At 39.3% G+C, this 21,543-nt stretch carries 17 protein-coding genes, 3 tRNA genes and 1 other RNA gene; 3 read left to right on the forward strand and 18 right to left on the reverse strand.

Annotated elements, in window-relative coordinates:
- The first annotated feature begins 138 nt into the window (after window positions 1-138).
- Window positions 139-2,460: a hypothetical protein gene (locus HT736_RS06360; RefSeq protein WP_000188013.1), complete on the forward strand. Its 2,322-nt coding sequence runs from the start codon at window positions 139-141 to the stop codon at window positions 2,458-2,460.
- 92 nt (window positions 2,461-2,552) lie between these two features.
- On the opposite strand, the gene HT736_RS06365 is transcribed toward HT736_RS06360, so the two are convergent.
- From HT736_RS06365 to HT736_RS06375, 3 genes are read right to left on the reverse strand one after another with little or no spacing between them, the layout of a single operon-like run.
- Window positions 2,553-4,511, reverse strand: a complete 1,959-nt coding sequence (locus tag HT736_RS06365) for a fructose-specific PTS transporter subunit EIIC (protein ID WP_172930855.1) — start codon at window positions 4,509-4,511, stop codon at window positions 2,553-2,555.
- Window positions 4,508-5,419, reverse strand: coding sequence for a 1-phosphofructokinase (gene pfkB, locus HT736_RS06370; protein WP_172930856.1), 912 nt, complete (start codon window positions 5,417-5,419; stop codon window positions 4,508-4,510). Before pfkB ends, HT736_RS06365 begins: the two co-directional genes overlap by 4 nt.
- Window positions 5,416-6,156, reverse strand: coding sequence for a DeoR/GlpR family DNA-binding transcription regulator (locus tag HT736_RS06375; protein ID WP_172930857.1), 741 nt, complete (start codon window positions 6,154-6,156; stop codon window positions 5,416-5,418). Before HT736_RS06375 ends, pfkB begins: the two co-directional genes overlap by 4 nt.
- Window positions 6,157-6,317: 161 nt before the next feature.
- Between HT736_RS06375 and HT736_RS06380 the strand changes: the two genes are divergently transcribed.
- Window positions 6,318-6,405, forward strand: a tRNA-Ser gene (locus tag HT736_RS06380).
- 78 nt (window positions 6,406-6,483) lie between these two features.
- On the opposite strand, the gene HT736_RS06385 is transcribed toward HT736_RS06380, so the two are convergent.
- The 3 genes from HT736_RS06385 to cozE all read right to left on the reverse strand — a co-directional run bounded on the left by HT736_RS06385 (window position 6,484) and on the right by cozE (window position 10,130).
- Window positions 6,484-7,818 (reverse strand): Nramp family divalent metal transporter, encoded by a 1,335-nt coding sequence (locus HT736_RS06385; RefSeq protein WP_000094595.1) that lies wholly within the window; start codon window positions 7,816-7,818, stop codon window positions 6,484-6,486.
- 314 nt (window positions 7,819-8,132) lie between these two features.
- Window positions 8,133-8,480, reverse strand: a transfer-messenger RNA (tmRNA) gene (gene ssrA / locus HT736_RS06390).
- Between the two features lie 540 nt (window positions 8,481-9,020).
- Window positions 9,021-10,130 carry a cell elongation protein CozE gene (cozE, locus tag HT736_RS06395; RefSeq protein ID WP_172930858.1) on the reverse strand — a complete coding sequence of 370 codons (1,110 nt, stop codon included), beginning with the start codon at window positions 10,128-10,130 and terminating at the stop codon, window positions 9,021-9,023.
- A gap of 102 nt (window positions 10,131-10,232) precedes the next feature.
- Between cozE and pbp3 the strand changes: the two genes are divergently transcribed.
- Window positions 10,233-11,474: a D-alanyl-D-alanine carboxypeptidase PBP3 gene (pbp3, locus tag HT736_RS06400; protein WP_172930859.1), complete on the forward strand. Its 1,242-nt coding sequence runs from the start codon at window positions 10,233-10,235 to the stop codon at window positions 11,472-11,474.
- A gap of 226 nt (window positions 11,475-11,700) precedes the next feature.
- Here pbp3 and sufB read toward each other — a convergent pair whose 3' ends face one another.
- The 12 genes from sufB to HT736_RS06460 all read right to left on the reverse strand — a co-directional run bounded on the left by sufB (window position 11,701) and on the right by HT736_RS06460 (window position 21,427).
- A complete protein-coding gene (gene sufB, locus HT736_RS06405) occupies window positions 11,701-13,113 on the reverse strand; it encodes a Fe-S cluster assembly protein SufB (protein WP_000797052.1) in 1,413 nt (470 codons plus the stop codon).
- 57 nt (window positions 13,114-13,170) lie between these two features.
- Window positions 13,171-13,611, reverse strand: a complete 441-nt coding sequence (gene sufU, locus HT736_RS06410) for a Fe-S cluster assembly sulfur transfer protein SufU (protein ID WP_119948105.1) — start codon at window positions 13,609-13,611, stop codon at window positions 13,171-13,173.
- Window positions 13,598-14,824 carry a cysteine desulfurase gene (locus tag HT736_RS06415; RefSeq protein WP_172930860.1) on the reverse strand — a complete coding sequence of 409 codons (1,227 nt, stop codon included), beginning with the start codon at window positions 14,822-14,824 and terminating at the stop codon, window positions 13,598-13,600. The genes sufU and HT736_RS06415 overlap by 14 nt, the downstream gene beginning before the upstream one ends.
- A gap of 10 nt (window positions 14,825-14,834) precedes the next feature.
- Complete coding sequence (gene sufD, locus HT736_RS06420; RefSeq protein ID WP_100104063.1) at window positions 14,835-16,097, reverse strand: Fe-S cluster assembly protein SufD; 1,263 nt, start codon at window positions 16,095-16,097, stop codon at window positions 14,835-14,837.
- Window positions 16,098-16,124: 27 nt separating this feature from the next.
- Window positions 16,125-16,895 carry a Fe-S cluster assembly ATPase SufC gene (gene sufC / locus HT736_RS06425; RefSeq protein WP_000114489.1) on the reverse strand — a complete coding sequence of 257 codons (771 nt, stop codon included), beginning with the start codon at window positions 16,893-16,895 and terminating at the stop codon, window positions 16,125-16,127.
- A gap of 264 nt (window positions 16,896-17,159) precedes the next feature.
- A complete protein-coding gene (locus tag HT736_RS06430; protein ID WP_001041547.1) occupies window positions 17,160-17,354 on the reverse strand; it encodes a DUF3272 domain-containing protein in 195 nt (64 codons plus the stop codon).
- A 27-nt stretch (window positions 17,355-17,381) separates the two neighbouring features.
- Window positions 17,382-19,037, reverse strand: coding sequence for a DNA polymerase III subunit gamma/tau (gene dnaX / locus HT736_RS06435; RefSeq protein WP_138706119.1), 1,656 nt, complete (start codon window positions 19,035-19,037; stop codon window positions 17,382-17,384).
- Window positions 19,037-19,534, reverse strand: a complete 498-nt coding sequence (locus tag HT736_RS06440; protein WP_023940982.1) for a GAF domain-containing protein — start codon at window positions 19,532-19,534, stop codon at window positions 19,037-19,039. The genes dnaX and HT736_RS06440 overlap by 1 nt, the downstream gene beginning before the upstream one ends.
- Window positions 19,535-19,620: 86 nt before the next feature.
- Window positions 19,621-20,823 (reverse strand): 30S ribosomal protein S1, encoded by a 1,203-nt coding sequence (rpsA, locus tag HT736_RS06445; protein ID WP_138706120.1) that lies wholly within the window; start codon window positions 20,821-20,823, stop codon window positions 19,621-19,623.
- 162 nt (window positions 20,824-20,985) lie between these two features.
- Window positions 20,986-21,057, reverse strand: a tRNA-Gln gene (locus HT736_RS06450).
- Between the two features lie 9 nt (window positions 21,058-21,066).
- Window positions 21,067-21,147, reverse strand: a tRNA-Tyr gene (locus tag HT736_RS06455).
- A gap of 49 nt (window positions 21,148-21,196) precedes the next feature.
- The gene (locus tag HT736_RS06460) at window positions 21,197-21,427 is read right to left on the reverse strand and encodes a DUF2969 domain-containing protein (protein WP_000037111.1); all 231 of its coding nucleotides are present in this window, start codon (window positions 21,425-21,427) and stop codon (window positions 21,197-21,199) included.
- Between the last annotated feature and the right edge of the window lie 116 nt (window positions 21,428-21,543).

The raw sequence follows: 21,543 nt of genomic DNA on the forward strand, positions 1-21,543 counted from the left end.
CTCACAGCTCACAGCTCACGCTGATTATGTAATCGGACGTGTTTTTTGTCAAGCACTAAAACAGGCTTTTTCACATTTTTGTGAGGAAGTCTTTTCTGTTATTTATCAACTCCATGAGCTGATTGTTGGAGGTGTAAAATGACACCTCTAGCTATTGATAGAAGTTGGCAATCTGGAAATGAAAGAGCTGACAATTTATTTTTCTGGAGAAATTTCGGTTTTGATGAAAAAGATATTTTAATCGAAAATACTGATGGTATCATTAACGGAGCTCTGTTTGAATTTAAAAATAGCATTGCTGATCTTAATGCTGTGCTTGTTCAAGCTATCCACTATCTGTCTAAATTAAGAATTAAAGGTGGTATTCCTATACCAAGCAAAATCGTTTTAGTTGATATTAATAAAAATCGTGCTAGTGTTTATGATGCAACTCAATATCGTTTAGAAATTTTACAAAATTATACAAATAGTGCATCAAAAAATGTCAATCAGAAGACTTTAAAAGATGCTACTAATCCTGAAAAAGTAATTGAATTTGATGTTTTTCAACCAAATAGCCCTAAAAATCGTGAATTGCGTGAATTATTCCAAATAGACAAGTATCAAAAGTTTGAAATTGATTTTCCAAACATTTTAGGGTGGGCTAACTACATATACCGCCACGATAAAACAACAACAAAATCTCAAATGTTTGAGATGCTCAAACAACCATCTAATTCAATAGTCGAAAACTATATCTTACCTTGGTGTGGAGACGAAAGCGATTTTGACACCGTGATGGACGCATTAAATGACCCTGCAAATAGAAAAGATTTAGGAGCCTTTTATACACCATTACCTTATGTTAAAGAAGCAACTAAACTTGTTCGTCAAGCTATTAGCAGTCTTCCTAAAGGTATGGACTATGTTATTTTAGATAGATGTGCTGGTACAGGAGCATTAGAGTACTATTTAACTGAAGAAGAGTTAAGCCATGTTATCTTGAATACTTATGAAATAAAAGAATGGCTTGTTTTGTATAACAAATATATTGGGAAGGTACGAGCTATCATACCACCACTTTCAATGGTACAAGCAAACAAGGGAAACTTAGTAACAGGTGGGGATGCCTTAGCACAAGAGTTTTTATCAATTCCAATGGAAACAGATGGAAAACATAATACATTACAAGAAGTCATAGATGACAAAAATGTTGCGATTATTGGTTTTGAAAATCCCCCTTATTCTAGCGAATTAGCTCGTGCTCAAGAAGGAAATGTTAAATCGATAGATAAATCTAGCCATATAAGGAAATTGATGTCCGATGAATTTGTTGGTGATAGTAACCATGCAAAAGATTTGCTAAATCAATTCGTTTGGTCTTTTGAAAAATACTTTATGAGAGATGAAAACGACTATTATATTTTATTTGCTCCTGTTAAGTATTGGAAATCAGTTGGTCTGATGCAAAAAATCTTTATTGATGGTTTTCTAGCAAACAGAGGGAACTTTAAAGCACAAGAAAGTTCCGTTTTGGTAGCACTTTGGAAAAACGATCAAGATAACGAAACTGAAAGTATTACTGTAACTGCTAAAGAAATATGGAGAGATAATAAAAAATGGGGAACTGGGAAAGGAGCGACAGTCATTGATGTACCTGAGGATGCTATTCTTAAAGATGTGAAGCATGTCACTATAAAAAAAGTATACAAAACGCTAGGAGAATACTATTCTAAAAAGTTAAAAACAGATGTGTTATCTAAAATTGCTACTGGCTACGATGGTAAAGAAGTGCCATTAAAAAGCTATGGAAAACCTGTTTATAATGACAATATTTTAGCGGTTATAGAAGCCAGTGGTTTTGGTACTACTCCGCAGGACATAAGAATGACTAGAATTGCTATTTATCATGGACGAGGTAGTCAAGTTAGAACAAATAATTACGCAGAGCAAACTGCTTTGTTTGTTGCCAAGCAATACCCTCAAAAAAACTGGTATGAAAGGGATGTTTACTATACAACTGCTGATAAAGGGGATTTGTATACAGAGGATACAGATTTTCTTAGAAAAGCTACATTATGGACTTGTATCTCTCAAAAAAACCATTGTTTGAGCTTTGATGGTTCTGATGGAAAGTTTTATAATAACGAAATGTGCCTAGATGAGAACTCTCTAGTTCGTAAAGAATTGGTCCAACAAGAAAAATATGGAAAACTTGATAGAACTGACTTAATGTTGCTAGGTGTCTTCGATGAATTACTTGAACTAGCTAAAAATACTCAAGAATATAATCCAAAATACAATTATGGTACTTATCAAATTGAATTGGACATAAATACATCATACAAAGATGGTAATGATAAAAAGATATTCAACAATGAAAAAGTTAACACTAAACTAAAAGAACTTAAAACAAGGTTAGCTGAATACTACGAAAATGAACTTGAAAGTAAATTATTTGAGTATGAACTATTGAAATAGTGAGAAGACGATTTCCAAACGGAAATCGTCTTTTTCGATATTGTTGAAATACTACAGTTTGTGGTTAGTTTAAACTGGTATATAGTTCCCTTTTATTTCACTGCTTGAGGTTTGCGTAGGTAACCATAGACCACACCACTTACAATTGCTCCTACCAAGACAGAAACGAGGTAAAGAAGAGCATTTGAAGTAAGCGCGATAACGAAGATTCCTCCATGTGGCGCCATGAGTTTGATACCAGTAAGACCAACGAGGCCACCTGCTACTGCTGAACCAAGGATGAAGCTTGGAATCGCACGAGCTGGGTCAGCGGCACCAAATGGAATTGCTCCCTCAGTGATAAATGACAAGCCCATGATGATGTTTGTCAAACCAGAGTTGCGTTCTTCCTTAGTAAATTTATCTTTGAAAAGAAGAGTTGCGACAAAGATTGCAAGTGGTGGCACCATTCCTCCAGCCATAACTGCTGCCATAGCCACAGAACCACCTGAAGAAACAGTTGCTGCAAGCGTACCTGTACCAAAGACATAGGCAGCTTTGTTAACTGGTCCACCCATATCGACAGCCATCATTCCACCAAGGACGATACCGAGAAGGACAGCTGAACCGCCTCCAAGACCGCCTAGGAAGTCATTCATAGCAGTGTTGATTGCTGCCATTGGGATATTAACAGCTAGCATGACAAATCCTGTCAAGATTGTTCCAAGAAGTGGCAAGAGAAGGATTGACTTAGCACCTTCAAGTGAACGAGGAACTTTAACGTATTTCTTGATAGCAAGAACCAAAGCACCTGCGATAAATCCACCCACAAGGGCACCTAGGAAACCAGATGAGACACCTGCAAGAGTTGAAGTTGCTTCACCACCTGCAGCATAAGGAATTTTACCAAATGCAAAACCTTCTTTGGCAATAGCACCAGCCACGAAACCTGCTACCAAACCTGGTTTTTCAGCGATAGAGTAGGCAACATAACCTGCAAAGACTGGAAGCATCAAGCCAAAGGCTGCACCACCAATTTTCATGAACATAGAAGCTAGTTCATGGTAGGAACCAAGACTACCAAGATTTTCATTTGGAACACCCAAAGCACCGTCAATCAAGAAGGCAAGGGCAATCATGATACCACCACCTATAACGAATGGCAACATTTGAGAGACACCACTCATCAAGTGTTTGTAGAAGGCGCCACCAAGGCTTTGTTTTTCGTTAGAGGCTGTTGCAGCTTTGGCTCCATTAGCAGCACGGTAGACTTCAGCATCTCCTGAAATAGCCAAGTTGATCAATTCTTCTGTCTTACGGATACCGTCAGCAACCGGACGATTGATCAATGGTTTGCCATCGAAACGATCCATTTCAACGGCCTTGTCTGCTGCAATGATAACAGCTTTAGCCTTACGGATATCTTCAGCAGTTAGTTGGTTACCAACACCACTGGCACCGTTGGTTTCGACCTTAATTCCAACACCCATTTCAGCAGCCACTTTTTGAAGAGCTTCTTGGGCCATGTAAGTGTGGGCAATACCTGTTGTACAAGCTGTAACAGCAACGATAAAGTCACCAGATTCATTGGCAGGCGCTTGAACAGGTTCCTCAGTTTTTTCTGAAGCTTGGTCAAAGAGTTCAATGACTTGGTCAGCTGATGTTACTTGACGAAGTTTGTCTGCAAAACCGTCTTTCATCAAGTATTGAGACAATTCTGCCAAGGCTGCCAAGTGGGTGTCATTGGCACCTTCTGGAGCAGCAATCATGAAGAAGAGATCAGTTGGTTGCCCGTCCAAGCTCTTGTAGTCAACACCCTTGTTTGACTTAGCAAAGAGAACTGTTGCTTCTTTGACAGCAGAGTTCTTGCTGTGAGGCATAGCAATCCCCTCACCCAAACCTGTAGAAGTCAAGGCTTCACGCGCTAAAATTCCTTCTTTAAATGTTTCAAAATCTATTACATAACCGTGGTCTGTCAAACTTTTAATCATCTCGTCGATGACAGCTGTTTTTTCAGTTGCCTGCAAATCCAGCAACATGACATCTTTTCTCAATAGGTCTTGAATTTTCATCGTTTTTCTACCTCAACTTTTTCATATGTTTCTTTAATAAATTCTGCCGTTGCCAAGTCATCCGAGAAGGTGGTTGCCGTTCCGCAAGCTACTCCCCATTTGAAGGCTTCTACTGCGTCTTTTGCTTTGACAAATTCACCTGTAAATCCAGCGACCATAGAATCGCCAGCTCCGACAGAATTTTTGACTGTTCCTTTGATTGGTTTAGCGAAGTAAGCTCCCTCAGATGTGACAAGAAGGGCACCGTCCCCAGCCATAGAGATAATGACGTTTTGAGCACCTTTAGCCAGTAACTCACGAGCATATTTCTCAATTTCATCTAAACTTTCGAGTTTAACCCCAAAAATTGCTCCAAGTTCATGATTATTTGGTTTGACCAAGAGCGGTTGGTATTCCAAACTATCAATCAAGGTCTGTCCTTCAAAGTCACAAACCACTTGCGCACCAGTCTGGCGCGTCAAGGCAATTAAATCCTTGTAGATGACATTACCTAGGTTTTTAGAACTTGAACCTGCAAACACAACCGTATCTTCTGTTGTCAGACTAGATAAAATAGCTTTCAATTCTTCTAACTGAGCTGGTTCAACAGTTGGACCCGTTCCGTTGATTTCTGTTTCTTGGTCTGCTTTAATCTTGACATTGATGCGAGTATCTTCTGCTACTTGGACAAAACGTGTCTCGATTTCTTCCTCTGCCAGAGTATCTGTGATAAATTTACCAGTAAAACCACCGATAAATCCAGTTGCTGTATTGGGAACATCTAAGCGTTTCAAGACACGACTGACATTGATTCCTTTCCCACCAGCAAACTTATCATCACTATCCATTCGATTGACACTACCGACTTGGACTTGGTCCAAACGAACGATATAGTCAATGGATGGATTAAGTGTGACTGTATAAATCATACTTCTATTACCTCCGTTTTCTCCTTAATAGTCTGCAAGAGCTCATGCCCTTGACTTGTGATAACAATAGCTCGTTTGAGTGGTGCTACCTTGGCAAAGCAAGTTTGTCCAATTTTAGACGAATCAACCAAGACATAGGTCTGTTTGGCATTCTCTAAAATAGCTCGCTTCACAGCTCCCTCCTCCATATCAGGAGTCGTATAATAACCATCGTCAACACCATTCATCCCGATAAAGGCACGGTCAAAGTGCAATTGGTTAATCTGGTTAAGAGCCACGCCCCCGATGCTAGCATCTGTTGCCATCTTAACACTTCCTCCAACCATGACCGTTGGAATCTGCTTTTCAACCAACTGAGCAGCATGGTGAATGGAGTTGGTCACGACTGTAACATTCTTATTGACCAATTCATGAATCAAAAAGGCAGTTGTTGTTCCAGCATCGATAAAGATGACATCTTTTTCCTTGATGAGAGAGGCTGCTTTCTGAGCCAGCAACTTCTTTTCCTGAAGGTTTTTGACAGATTTTTCTTGAATGGTTTCTTCTTCCTGCAAGGAATGGGGCAATTCTGCTCCACCATGCACACGACGAAGCTTGTTTTCTGCTTCCAACTCATCCAAGTCTCTTCGAACCGTTGATTCTGACGTTTCTAACAAACTAACTAATTTCTCTAGAGAAACTACATGATGTTGATTTAACTCCTCTAAAATCAGTTGCTTCCGCTCTGTTTTTAACACCGAATCACCTCCTGTTATCATTTACACTATTCATTCTATCACACTTTCTTTTAAAGTCAAGCATTTTTTATCATTTTCTTTCAAATTCTATCATTTTTCTTATTTACAGAATTTTTATTGCAAGATAAGTATCTTTATGGTAGACTATTTGAGTAAGTATTGGAAGATTACTCAAGAGGCTTAAGAGGCCGTGTTGGAAACGCGGTAGGCGTGTAACAGCGTGCGTGGGTTCGAATCCCATGTCTTCCGTTTATTTTAAAAAAGATACCCAAGAAATCTTGGGTATCTTTTTTCTTATATGCTTGTTTTATAACTCGGGTGAATTTCTTAGAAAATATCAAATAACAATTTCACATTGAGAATTGTTAAGATAATGGAAACGATATAGCCAAGGATGGTATTCCATTTGGCATTGGTAAATTCTCCCATCAGTGATTTCTTAGAAGTTAAATAAATCAAAGGGAAGATTGAAAACGGAAGAGCGATTGAAAGAAAGACCTGTGAATAGACCAATAACTGATCCAAGGTTTTTTCCTGATGACCAAACAGAACTGCAACTATCATGACAGGTAGCAAGGCAAAGAGGCGAGTCGCCAAACGAATGAACCATTGAGGCAATCTCATATGCAAGAAACCTTCCATAACGATTTGTCCAGTCAAGGTACCCGTAATTGTCGAATTCTGACCACTGGCTAATAAAGCCAAGGCAAACAAGGTTGATAAGGTCGAGCTAGCTATAGCTCCTGCAATAGTAGAATCCTGCAAGGCATTATACATTTGAGAGAAGGCAGAAATCTCGGATGCATGGCCGAAAAAGAGAGCCGCTCCTAAGATCAAAAGAAGGGAGTTAACGACAAAGGCCAAGGATAACTCGAGATTAGAATCCCAGGTCATAAAGCGTACGGCTTTTCGAACATCATTTTTGTCCTTGTGATTGATTTTACGAGTCTGTGACAAGGATGAATGCAAATAGAGGTTATGAGGCATAACAGTTGCTCCCACGATCCCTAGTGCCAAGGTTAATTGACTTTCATGCCCTGGCAAAGGACTTTCAAATAAGGTTGCATTCGGTAGATAACCCTCAACGATTCCTTGGAAGCTTGGATGTGACAAGGCTACAAGATAGGTAAAAATTGCTAGAATGGTTAAAATCAGTGTTGTCACAATAGCTTCAATCTTCTTAAAGCCAAATTTCATCAGAAGCAATAAGAGAAAAACATCCAACACGGTCAAGAGGATGGCTATCATAATCGGAATCTTAAAGAGAAGATTGAGAGCAATCGCTGAACCTAGAACTTCTGCCAGATCTGTCGCCATCAAGGCTAATTCTAAAATCACCCATAGACTATAACGAAGCCATTTAGGTGAATGATGAGCCGTTGCTTGAGCCAGGTCCATCTGGGTTACAATACCAAGCTTTCCTGCCATCTGCTGAAGTTGCATGGCAATGAGAGATGAAATCAAGATAACAAACAAGAGACTATACTTATAGGAAGCACCACCGACTACACTGGTAATCCAGTTTCCTGGATCCATATAACCAACTGCGACAAGAGCACCCGGACCTAAAAAGGCCTTTAAATTTTGCCAGAAATGATTGTTATTTGGAGTATCGATAGATTGATTAATCTCAGAGAGTGACACTTTTTTATGAGAAGACATAGATACTTACCTCTTTCTAAACCTACTTTTTCATTATTTTCTATTAGAGAAAAATAAGATTGACTTTAAACTATTAAAACAATGAAAACTATATGAAAAACATTTAGTTTTTTCATTATTTTTCTTAAGGCACCTTAATTATAACAGAAAATATGATAAAAACTTAAGAAAATTCAGGACTTGATTTAATATTTAGGATACAACAAAATGTTGTATCTTTTTTTGCAAAAGAATACCAAGGAATACCAAAGATAAAAATAAAAAACGTTGATTTAACAACGTTTTACCAAGGAATGCAAAAGAATGCAAAGGAATAATGGAGCCGGTGGGAGTCGAACCCACGTCCAAACACCTGCCAACATATTTGTCTACAACCATAGGTTATGTATTATTTTAACAATCCCTCGACACATAACTCAAGCCTAGAAACTGCGAGTCTATCAATCTCTTATCAAGCCGCTAGACAAGACTTAATCGTATCTCGCTAATAATAAGACCTGTCATTGAACACGAGCAATCCAAATCGGGTCACGCCTGCTGGTTTTTAGGCAGCTAGAGCGTAAGAAGTGTTATTTTTTGCAGTTATATTTAACTGAGCGTTTACGTCGCCACACGAGTCGCAAAATATGCCTCATAATGCCTGTCGAATCCGTAACGACCCCAAAAGACAATAAAACCATTATACCTTATCTAACTCAAAAATGCAAAAAGGAAATCACTTACCTAAAAAAGATACTATTCGAGAAATTTAGCAAACTGGGAGACTAACTACAACTTTCTCAGTGCATAACTTTACGATTGTGAATAGAACTTACGAAATCCAATTAACACATACCTAAGATAAAGCTATCTGTTTTGAAGAAATTCACTAAGAAAATTATTCTAAAATACTTTCAGATGAGAATTTTCCTACTCTCTTTATTTCAATTCATTTGAGTTTAAAAACTATAAAATCAATCCTTATATTATTCGGACTACGTTTTACTTGTTGTGCTAAAATAAATAAATTTCATTCAAACTTTAATAGACTATGAAAACCAGTGGAACTTACCCTGACACGGAATTCCACTGGTTTTTCGATTTTTATCAGATTAACTTCTACTATTCTTAGCTGTGAAAATTAGTTTAGGACTTTAACTTATTTTCAATCTTCTAATCTAAAGGCCACTTCCAGTAAAGAAAAATCAGGGGTCTCCTGACTTTTACTTAGCTAATTCTCTTTCTCGTTCTTTCATTATTTTATGATTTTCATACAAACGGGATAAGAACTTAGAAATTTCTTTTAAGATAGAATAGGTTGGCACTGCGACAATCATTCCAACTACACCATAGATATTGCTTGACAACAAAAGTAAAACTAAAATCGTGATTGGATGAACCTTCATAACACTTCCTACGATTCGAGGATATAAGATATTGCCATCTACCTGCTGAACAACAAGCATATAAATCACTGCAATCAGCATTCTATGGGGATCAGTGAATATATTTGCAATAATCATAGGAATCAAACCAATACTTGGCCCCACATAAGGAATTAAATTGGCTACACCAGAAAAAATAGCAAAAACTAAAGCATATTTTAAACCAATAATACTATAGCCAATATAAGCTAAACAACCTATAATGATTGCGTCAATCGAAACTCCACTAATATAGCGAGCAATCGTCGCATTCAAATTCTTTAAGAGGCCTGCAATATGCAAACGATCCCTCTTTAGAATCGTTCTTTCAAGCATGGGCAAGAATTTATGTCCATCTAGTAAGAAATAAACCAAAAAAACTGGAGTCATAATCAAAATCAAAACAGTACTGATAAGAGCTGACAAGACGCTCCCCACACTATTTGATACGCTATTTAGGATCTTTTGAAGAATATCAACATAGGATAAGTTTAACTGCTGAATTGTAGCTTCTACATCCAAATTCTGGAGCGCAGGATAATTAGATAAGTCTATGAGTAAGTCTTGTACTCGACTATAAATAGTTTGACTAGATATAATCAAGCTAGATAACTGATTAATCAAAATAGGTAAGAGATAGACAACACCTATGACCATTCCCCAGACCAAAGCACACAAGGTAATTAAAATACCAAGTAAACGATTGAGTTTACAGACTTTATTTAAGAAAGTAACAATAGGGTTTGTCAAATAATAAAGAAAGCCCCCTAATAAAAATGGAATCATAATTGTATTAAGCACGCTAACAAAAGGGTTAATCAAAGACCCCATCTGTCTCCATAGGTAAAAGATGATGGTTAAGAGTAAAATTTCTGTGGTCCAAAAAAATAATTTATTTCTACGAAACATGAGTTACCTCCCTCACTCTATTTTACCATATTTTCAAAAAGCTTAACGGATGAATTATTAAAGCAAGAATATTTTTTTTCTTTATGATAGAATAAGACTACTATGAAAAAAATATTTTTAACTTTATTAACTGTCTCCCTTTTAGGAGGTGCTTCTACTGTTGCTGCTCAAGATTTTACCATTGCTGCAAAACATGCCATTGCTGTTGAGGCAAATACTGGTAAAATTCTCTATGAGAAGGATGCGACTCAACCAGTCGAAATTGCTTCTATAACAAAATTGATTACGGTTTATCTAGTCTATGAAGCTCTGGAAAAGGGAAGTATTACCCTCTCCACTCCTGTAGATATTTCTGACTATCCTTATCAATTGACGACAAATTCTGAAGCCAGTAATGTTCCTATGGAGGCCCGTAATTATACTGTCGAAGAGTTACTTGAAGCAACTCTGGTATCTAGTGCCAACAGCGCCGCTATTGCCCTAGCTGAGAAAATTGCTGGCTCAGAGAAAGACTTCGTCGATATGATGCGTGCCAAACTCTTGGAATGGGGAATCAAAGATGCTACTGTTGTCAATACAACTGGTCTGAACAACGAGACTCTAGGAGATAATATTTACCCGGGCTCAAAAAAAGATGATGAAAACAAGCTCAGTGCTTATGATGTTGCTATTGTTGCTCGTAACCTCATCAAAAAATACCCACAAGTCTTGGAAATCACCAAAAAACCTTCTTCTACTTTTGCTGGAATGACAATCACTTCGACCAACTACATGTTAGAAGGTATGCCTGCTTACCGTGGTGGTTTTGATGGACTGAAAACAGGAACAACAGATAAGGCTGGAGAATCTTTTGTTGGTACTACTGTCGAAAAAGGGATGAGGGTTATCACAGTTGTTTTAAATGCAGACCATCAAGACAATAATCCTTACGCTCGATTTACAGCTACATCTTCCCTAATGGATTATATTTCTTCTACATTTACACTTCGCAAAATCGTTCAGCAAGGCGATGCCTATCAAGATAGCAAAGCCCCTGTACAAGATGGAAAAGAAGATACGGTCACTGCAGTGGCTCCAGAGGATATCTATCTAATTGAACGTGTCGGGAATCAATCTTCTCAATCTATTCAATTCACACCTGATTCCAAAGCAATCCCAGCACCACTTGAAGCTGGAACAGTGGTTGGCCATTTAACTTATGAAGACAAGGACTTGATTGGTCAAGGTTACATCACCACAGAGCACCCTAGTTTCGAAATGGTTGCAGACAAGAAAATGGAAAAAGCCTTCTTCTTAAAAGTTTGGTGGAATCAGTTTGTCCGCTTTGTTAACGAGAAATTATAAAAAAATCGCGATTTAAACCGCGATTTTTTTTATTACAAATTCATCTTCAAAGTTCTTGATTTTGAGTAGATCTAATGCTCAATGAAAATCAAAGAGTAAACTAGGAAGCTAGCCGTAGGTTGCTCAAAGCACCGCTTTGAGGTTGTAGATAAAGCTGACGTGGTTTACACTTTGATTTTCGAATAGTATCAAAGTCCTTGATTTTGAGTATATCTAAAATCAAATTTTACCCAACTGACCCTTCCATCTCATAGCTAATCAAACGGTTCAGCTCAACAGCATACTCCATTGGAAGCTCTTTTGTGAAGGGCTCCACAAATCCCATAACAATCATTTCTGTCGCTTCTGATTCTGACAATCCACGACTCATGAGGTAATAGAGTTGTTCTTCTGAAATCTTAGAAACCTTAGCTTCGTGTTCCAAAGCAACTTGCGAATTGTGGATTTCATTAAATGGAATAGTATCTGATGCCGACAAGTCATCCATGATAATGGTATCACATTCAATGTGAGAAACAGATTTCTTAGAGTTCTTGTTAAAGGTTACTTGACCACGGTAGTCAACCTTTCCTCCGCCTTTAGCGATGGATTTAGACACGATAGACGAACTGGTATGTGGAGCATTGTGAATCATCTTGGCACCAGTGTCCTGGTGTTGCCCTGCATTAGCAAAGGCAATAGAAAGCATAGTACCACGCGCCCCTTCTCCATCTAGGCAAACAGATGGGTATTTCATGGTTGTTTTGGCACCCAAGTTTCCATCAATCCACTCAACAGTCGCATCTTTCAAGGCTTTGGCACGTTTCGTTACCAAGTTATAGACGTTGTCAGACCAGTTTTGAATGGTTGTATAACGCATATAAGCTCCTTTTAAGGAAAAGATTTCTACAATGGCAGCATGCAAGCTGTTACTTGAATATGTTGGCGCTGTACACCCTTCAACGTAGTGGACACTTGCTCCCTCATCAACGATAATCAAGGTACGTTCAAACTGACCTGTATTTTCGTTGTTGATACGGAAGTAAGTTTGAAGTGGAATATCCACTTTGACCCCTTTTGGTACATAGATAAAGGTTCCACCTGACCATACTGCCGAATTGAGGGCAGCCAACTTATTATCTGTTGGTGGTACCAACTTAGCAAAGTATTGTTTAAACAAATCTGGGTATTCCTTGAGAGCAGAATCCGTATCTGTAAAGATAATACCTAACTTCTCAAATTCTTCCTTCATGTTATGGTAAACTACTTCGGACTCATACTGAGCAGAAGCTCCAGCAAGATAAGCACGTTCAGCTTCTGGAATCCCAATACGTTCAAAGGTTTCTTTAATTTTTTCAGGAACCTCATCCCAGGAACGAGCTGGTTTATCAGATGGTTTTTGGTAGTAGATTAAGTCATCAAAATCAATCTCTGACAAGTCTGCTCCCCAAGTTTGCATGGGCATTTTTTTGAAGGTTTCATAAGACTTCAAACGGAATTCTAACATCCACTCAGGTTCTCCCTTGGCAGCTGATAGTTCACGAATGACATCCTCATTCAATCCTTTTCCTGTCGATAGGACAGGCTCTACATCATCATGGAAACCAAATTTATATTCACCAAGATCAATTGGTTTTGGTTCTACTCTTTCTTCAGCCATAATATCCTTTCTTTCATTCTTCATTTCTACTGATTCATAAGACAAAAGAAACTTGTCTTATTTGTTTTCTTGATTTTCAATTGTTTTCTTAAGGGCATTCCAAGCTAGGGTTGCACACTTAATTCGTTGCGGGAATTTGGCAACACCTGACAAGAAAGCTGCATCGCCTAGTTGGTCTTGGCGTTCATCTTTTTGCCCTTGAACCATTTCAGAAAAAATAGTCGCAAGTTCTAAAATTTCTTGTTTGGTTTTTCCTAAAACGGCATCTGTCATCATACTAGCAGAGGCAGTTGAGATGGTACAACCTGAGTTTAGAAAAGCAATATCTTCCAAACAGTCCTCTGAGTCAAACTTGACAGAGAGGTTGATAACATCCCCACAGGTCGGATTGTTGAGACTGATTTGTTCAACGTCTTCTAACTTCCCTTGGTGATGTGGATTTTTCGAATGATCCGCTACCACTGCCATATAGAGGCTATCTAGTTTAGAAAGTGCCATTGAAAAACTCCTTTGTCTTTTGTAAGGCATCGACTAGCTTGTCGCAATCTGCCTTGGTATTGTAGATATAAAAACTTGCACGAGCTGTTGCTGAAACTTCCAAATACTGGAGCAAGGGTTGCGCACAATGGTGACCTGCTCGAACAGCAACTCCTTCATAATCCAGAGCCGTCGCGATGTCGTGCGGATGAAGGTCGCCTAGGTTAAAGGCAATGACACCTGAACGTTGAGCCAAGTCCTGCGAACCGTAAATGGTCAATCCTTCAATCGCCTGTAATTTTGGATAGACATATGCAATCAGTTCCTGTTCATGGGCTTCGATGGCATCCATACCAATCTTTTCCAGATAATCCACTGCTGCTGCCAGTCCGATAGCACCTGCCATGTTAGGAGTTCCAGCCTCGAATTTCCAAGGCAATTCCTTCCAACTAGCCGATTGTTCGTAGACGAAATCAATCATCTCGCCGCCAAATTCTATTGGAGACATTTGCTCAAGATACTTTTCTTTGCCGTAAAGGACACCGATACCAGTCGGACCAGCCATCTTGTGACCCGAAAAGGAGAAGAAGTCCACATCCAAGTCCTGGACATCAATCTTCATATGAGGTGTAGATTGAGCACCATCCACTACCATGATTGCCCCAATTTGGTGGGCTAATTGAGTGATTTCCTTTATCGGATTGACCACACCAAGAACATTGGAGGCATGAGCTAGGGAAACAAATTTAACCTTATCAGTCAATTTAGCTCGCAAATCCTCCATATCCAAGGCACCATCTTTAAGATAGACATAGACAAGCTCTGCCCCAGTCTTTCGACAAGCTTCCTGCCATGGAATGATATTAGAATGGTGTTCCATTACTGAAATCAAGACCTGGTCTCCCTCAGTCAAGACTTCCTCAGCATAACGCGCTACCCAGTTCAGACTGGTTGTCGTTCCTCTGGTAAAGAGAACTTCCTTTGTAGAGTCTGCATTGATAAACTTACGAATGGTTTCACGAGCCACCTCATAAGAAGCTGTCGCCCTTTCTGCCAAGGTATGAACACCACGGTGAACATTGGCATTGTCGTTCTCATAGTAGCGGTTGATTGTTTCCAGTACTGCTAGTGGTTTTTGTGTCGTCGCAGCATTGTCCAGATAGACCAACGGTTCATCGTTGACAATCTGGTCTAAAATTGGAAAATCCTTGCGAATCGCTTCTACATCTAACATAGGCTACCCCTTAGCGTTTTGACAATTTTTCTTCGATAGTCGCAATCATTTCATCACGAACTTCCTTGACTGGAATCTCCACGATAACAGATCCAAGGAAACCACGGACAACCAAGCGTTCTGCAGTTGCCTTGTCCAAGCCTCGGCTCATGAGGTAGTACATGTCTTCTGGATCTACCTGACCAATAGAGGCTGCGTGTCCTGCAGTTACGTCATTTTCATCAATCAAAAGAATTGGATTGGCATCTGAACGCGCTTGGTCTGAAAGCATGAGCACACGGCTCTCTTGTTGGGCATCTGCTCCCTTAGCACCCTTGATGATGTGGCCGATACCATTGAAAGTCAAAGTGGCTTTTTCAAGGATAACCCCATGTTGGAGGATATTTCCGATTGAGTTGCAGCCATAGTTCGTTACTCGGGTATCAATCCCTTGTACCTGACGACCACTTGAAAGAGCTACAACTTTCAGGTCAGCATGGCTACCGTTACCAAGCAAGTCACTATCAAAGTCTGCAACGACACTTCCTTCGTTCATGACACCGATTGCCCAGTCAATACTTGCATCGTTGCCTAATTTACCACGACGGCTAATATAGGCAGTAACGTTTTCACCTAGACGGTCGATAGCCGCAAACTTGACTTGAGCACCAGAACGTGCAATGACTTCTACTGTGATATTAGCAGTTGCTTTGGCACTTCCTTCACCGCGTGACTCTAAACGCTCCAGATAACTAATCTTAGAATTTTTACCAGCGATAATCATAATATGCTTGTTAAACGGCACATCGCTATCGCTGTCTTGATAGAAAATCCCTTCGATTGGTTCAGCAATTTCCACGTTATCAGGAATATAGAGAACAGCACCACTATTGAAATAAGCTGTATGGTAGGCTGCCAACTTATCATCGTCATACTTGACAGATGACATGAAGAATTCCTCAACAAGCTCTGGAATTTCTTCTAAAGCTGAGTGGAAGTCTGTAAAGATGATACCCTGTTCAGCCAACTCAACTGGAATTTGCTCAAAAACAGTTTGCGTTCCTACTTGCACCAACTTCAAGTGGTTATCTAGTGCAGTGAAATCTGGAACATTTGCTGATGGCTCGCTTTCTGTAATCGTCCCATCCCCCAGATTCCAACGGTGGAATTTGACACGCTCAATAACTGGTAATTCTAGACTCTCAATCTTATCAAAAGCTTTTTGACGGAGGTCAGCCAACCAGCTTGGTTCAGCGTGCATTTCTGAAAAAAGTTTAATATTTTCTTTAGTCATTTACTTCTCCTAAAAGATACGAGGGAATTACAATTCTTCCTTGTAGTCGTAGCCAAGTTCTTCAGCTAGTTTTGCGTATCCTTCACGTTCCAAACGCGCAGCCAATTCTGGACCACCAGAAAGGACAACACGACCTTCCATCATCACGTGTACCACGTCTGGTGTGATATAGTTCAAAAGACGTTGGTAGTGAGTGATGATCATAGCACCAAAACCTTCACCACGCATGGCATTCACACCTTTAGAAACAACTTTAAGAGCGTCAATATCAAGACCAGAGTCAATCTCATCCAAAAGGGCAAAAGTTGGTTCCAACATCAAAAGTTGAAGAATTTCATTACGTTTTTTCTCACCACCAGAGAAGCCTTCGTTGAGGTAACGCTCTGCCATTTCTTCTTTCATGTTGAGCAATTCCATTTTCTCGTCCAACTTAGTGATAAACTCACGAACTGAAATCTTCTCATCATCTTCTTTACCAGCATTCATAGCGGCACGAAGAAACTCAGCGTTAGTAATACCAGGAATTTCTGATGGGTATTGCATAGCAAGGAAAAGTCCCATACGCGCACGCTCATCTACTTCCAACTCAAGGATGTTTACGCCATCAAACAAAACTTCACCTTTGGTTACTTCATAGTTTGGATTTCCCATGATAGCGGCAGAAAGAGTCGATTTACCTGTACCATTTGGTCCCATGATAGCGGCAATTTCTCCTGTTTTCAGGGTCAGGTTCACCCCTTTTAAAATTTCTTTTCCTTCAATCTCAACGTGAAGATCTTTGATTTCTAATACTGACATGATAGTTCCTTTCTTTTTCAAGGCCTTTACAGTACTTACTAGAAACATACTTGATTTCCCTAGAAAGTACGGTAATACTCAATGAAAATCAAAGAGCAAACTAGGAGGCTAGCCGCAGGTTGCTCAAAGCACCGCTTTGAGGTTGCAGATAAAGCTGACGTGGTTTGAAGAGATTTTCGAAGAGTATAAAAGGTCTATAAATATACTTTTATAGTATAACAAAAAAAAGCCTAAAAGGCTTTGATTTTGTCTGGAAGCTGAGGGCTAGTCTTTCCTATTAAAATGCTGATCGATGACATCAACGATTTTGCCCATCACATAACTGACTCGGAAATTTCTGAAGAGTAAAATTGCCCAAAAGGCTGCCATAATATAGCGACCAGTCATCCAAGCTTCATTGAAAAAATAGGTCTCAGCAGCTGTAAACAGCGCCATAATAATAAATTGTTGTTTATTCATAAACTTATTGTATCATGAATTCTTTCTTTAGTCTTCCTCTACCTTCACTTTATCAGCCAAAAATTCAAATCCTTCTGGAATCAGGCTTTCTTCTGCTTCTTTTTCAGTTTGAGAAGATTTGGCTTTGGCTGAAAAGGCTGCGCGAACTTCTTTCCATTCCTCCATGGAAATGGCTAAAATCTCAGGTGAAAAACCTGCTGCCTGACTGAGGATGTTACCAAACATGGTGTTGAGATTATCTCGTTTCATAGTTTGACCAGCATTGAAGTTAGACTCAAAAGCAAGAATAGCATGGTGTTCATTGGCCGCAACCGGTTGAGAACCAATCAGCAGAGCCTTATCAGGGCCTCCTAGACTTTCAATCACCTCTCCCCAGGCATTCTGCAAACGAATCAGATTTTGACGTGCTAAATCAGGATTTTCGACGGCCTCTTGTAAGATAGATTGCACTTTATTGCGATCAACACGATAGACTGTTTTGCCCGTAGCTGGTCGACTAGGAGCCGGTGCAACTTGTTTAGGAACCGCACCTACATTAGAAAGCTCTTGTTTGAGACGTGCAATTTCCTGTCTCAGTGCAGAAATTTCACTTTCAACTGCACCAGAAAGAGCTGGTTCGGGCTTGATTTCCGCCAAACGGATGGTCATCATTTCAGCATAAATCTTGGGCTGCAAACTAGACTTAATATCTGCTAAACTCACTGTCGCTAAGCGAATCATTTCAAACAGATTTTCTTGAGGAAGTGCCAAATTTTCTACAAAGACTGGACTATGATGAGTATTTTCTCCCCCTGTTTGAACAATTAACAAGTCTCTTAAATAGTGCAAAAGATCGGTCACAAAACGAGTCATGCTCTTACCATTGTCAAAAAGAAGACTTAAGCAAGACAAGGCCTTGGGAACATCCTGTTGAGACAAGGCAGCCACATAATCATCCAAGGCTGATAGGCTAATGGTGCCAGTAATTTCTTCAGAGATGGCAGTCGTCAGCTCATTTCCCTGTGTCAAACTCAGGGCTTGATCCAAAATAGACAAGGCGTCTCGCATTCCACCTTCAGCCCGTCTGGCAATGATTTCCACAGCCTCTGGCTCAGAACTGATATTTTCTTTTTCTAAGATATAGCGGATATGTTCCTTAATATCCTGTGTTTTAATCGATTTAAATTCAAAACGTTGGACACGGGATAGAATAGTCGCAGGAATCTTGTGCAATTCAGTAGTAGCCAAAATAAAGACCACATTCTGTGTTGGCTCTTCCAACGTCTTTAGAAGGGCATTAAAAGCCCCTGTAGACAGCATGTGAACCTCATCTATGATGTAAACCTTATAACGAGCAAGGCTAGGCGCATAGGTAGATTTATCACGAATTTCGCGAATTTCATCCACCCCATTATTAGAGGCTGCATCCATTTCAATGACATCTTCTAAACTACCGTCCGTCACTGCCTGACAAATATAGCAGTTATTACAAGGTTCACCACCCACTTGATTGGGACAGTTCATAGCTTTGGCAAAAATCTTAGCTACACTGGTTTTTCCCGTTCCACGTGGACCAGAAAAAAGATAGGCATGACTTATTTTCTCTTGTTCTACTGCTTGTTTAAGAGTCTTAGCCACAACTTCTTGACCAACCAACTGGGAGAAGTTTTGACTTCTATATTTTCGATAAAGTGCTTGATACATTAAGATTTTTCCCCAAACATTGTAAAGTCCCATGCTGTCTTTTCAAGCAAAATAGCGACAAATTGTTCCAAATAATCTCGATCCATTGCATCGTAATCCTCAATCTCTGAAGAATCCAGATCCAGAACTCCAAGTAGTTGGCCATTCTTCATCATCGGCACCACAATTTCACTTTTAGCTAGACTATCACAAGAAATATAGTTGGGATAGGTCCTTACATCACCAACCAGGACTGTTTCCTGAAAGTGAGCTGCCTCACCACAAACACCCTTACCTAGTGCAATACGGATGCAGGAAACACCTCCTTGGAAGGGACCTAAAACCAATTCCTTTCCATCGAACAGATAAAAGCCTGCAAATACGGTATTAGGAAAACGTGATTTTATGAGAGCACTGGCGTTGGAAAGATTAGCCAAAACATTGGTTTCGCCTTCCAATAGGAAGGACAATTCTTCATTTAACATTTGATAACGTGATTGTTTTTCTGATTTTAACATAGAACTATTATATCAAAAAAGGAGCAGAGACAAAAGAAAAAATCCCTTGTTTAGTAAACAAAGGATTTTGTGAATTTTCAATTTGATTAAAGTTCGATATCACCAAACAAATCAGCCATTGAAAATCCTGTTTGTGTTTCTGGAAGTTCGAAATCACGCTTCTCTTGACGTCTTGGACGACGTGGACGAGCAGCACGTTTTTCTTCTTTTTGTCCTTCTTCTTGAGCTGGACGTTCTTCAAGAGCTTTAATAGAAAGTGATACACGCTCTGCATCTGCGTTAACTTCAAGAACTTTAACTTGAACTTCTTGACCAACTTTAAGAGCTTCTTTTGGATTTTCAATACGTTTGTGTGAAATTTGTGATACGTGAACAAGTCCATCGATACCTGGCAATACTTCAACAAATGCACCGAAGTCAGTCAAACGTTTAACTGTTCCTTCTACTACATCACCTTTAGCCAATTTTTGCTCAACACCATCCCATGGTCCTGGTACTGTTGCTTTAAGTGAAAGTGATACACGTCCTTCTTCTTCGTTAAGATCAAGGATTTTCACTTCAATTTCTTCACCAACAGTTACAACTGATTTTGGTGAAACGTTACGTTCATGTGACAATTCAGTCAAGTGAACCAATCCGTCAACACCACCAAGGTCGATGAAAGCACCGAAACTTGTGATACGAGCAACTTTACCAGTTACAATATCACCAACAGCAAATTTACCAAATACTTCAGCGCGAGCTGCTGCTGTAGCTGCTTCAACAACTTCACGACGTGAAAGGATGAAGCGGTTTTCTTTAGCATCAACTTCTTTGATTTTAGCGTCAAATTCTTGACCTACAAAACGCTCAGTGTTACGTACGAAACGAGTATCCAACATTGAAGCTGGGATAAATCCACGAACACCTTCAAATTCTACTGAAAGTCCACCTTTAACGGCACGAGTTCCTTTAACAGTAACAACTTCTTCTTCGCGACCAACAAGTTTGTCCCATGCTTTGCGAGCTTCAAGGCGTTTTTTAGATACAAGGTATGTAACTGTATCAGTATCTTTACCAACTACTTGACGAAGTACAAGAACATCCAATACTTCTCCTACTTTAACAAAGTCATTGATATCTGCATCGCGATCGTTTGTCAATTCGCGAAGAGTCAAGACACCTTCAACACCAGTTCCAGAGATTGCAACGTTAGCTTGAGTCGCATCAACTGTCAATACTTCAGCACTAACAACATCACCAGTCTCAACTTGGCTAACGCTATTTAGCAAATCTTCAAATTCGTTCATCTAAAAAATCCTCCAACAATCAAGTTTTTTCTTAAACTTGACATACTTATAATTTTTTTCCTAAGCACTCGCAAGGACATGTTCATATCGTTCACGTCTTTCAATTATAAAAATAAAATACCCTAAGATATTTTGCTTTTTATCTTGATTATTACCTAAGAACTGGGGTAGCTGGATTCGAACCAACGCATGAGGGAGTCAAAGTCCCTTGCCTTACCGCTTGGCTATACCCCATTGATGAAATGGAGAGAGAGGGATTCGAACCCCCGAACCCGAAGGAGCGGATTTACAGTCCGCCGCGTTTAGCCTCTTCGCTATCTCTCCTACAATCAACATGGACTATTATATCATGAAAATTTCAAAAAAACAAGACTTATTTTGCTAAATTATAATTTTCAATCAAAATTTCCACAGCTTTTTCCAATTTTTTATAAAAACTATCGACATTCCCATTCTTTATGATGGCAAATTGTCCCTCTAATTCGGCAATTTCTCCGATAACTTTTTTACCAATGATCAAGGTATAGCCTTCAAAACTGTCTTTTCCTACATTAACTTTGGCATCTGCTACTTGAATTTCGATTTTTTTATCTTTCTTACTCATTTCATACCTCTCTTCACTTTTTCTATTGTACAAGAAAATCCTAAAACTAGCAAGAAAAAACTCTATATCAGGCTTGTCTGATATAGAGTTTTATGTAAACAACCTCAATCGATTTA

The sequence above is a fragment of the Streptococcus sp. 339 genome, assembly GCF_013277285.1.
GTDB lineage: Bacteria > Bacillota > Bacilli > Lactobacillales > Streptococcaceae > Streptococcus > Streptococcus pseudopneumoniae.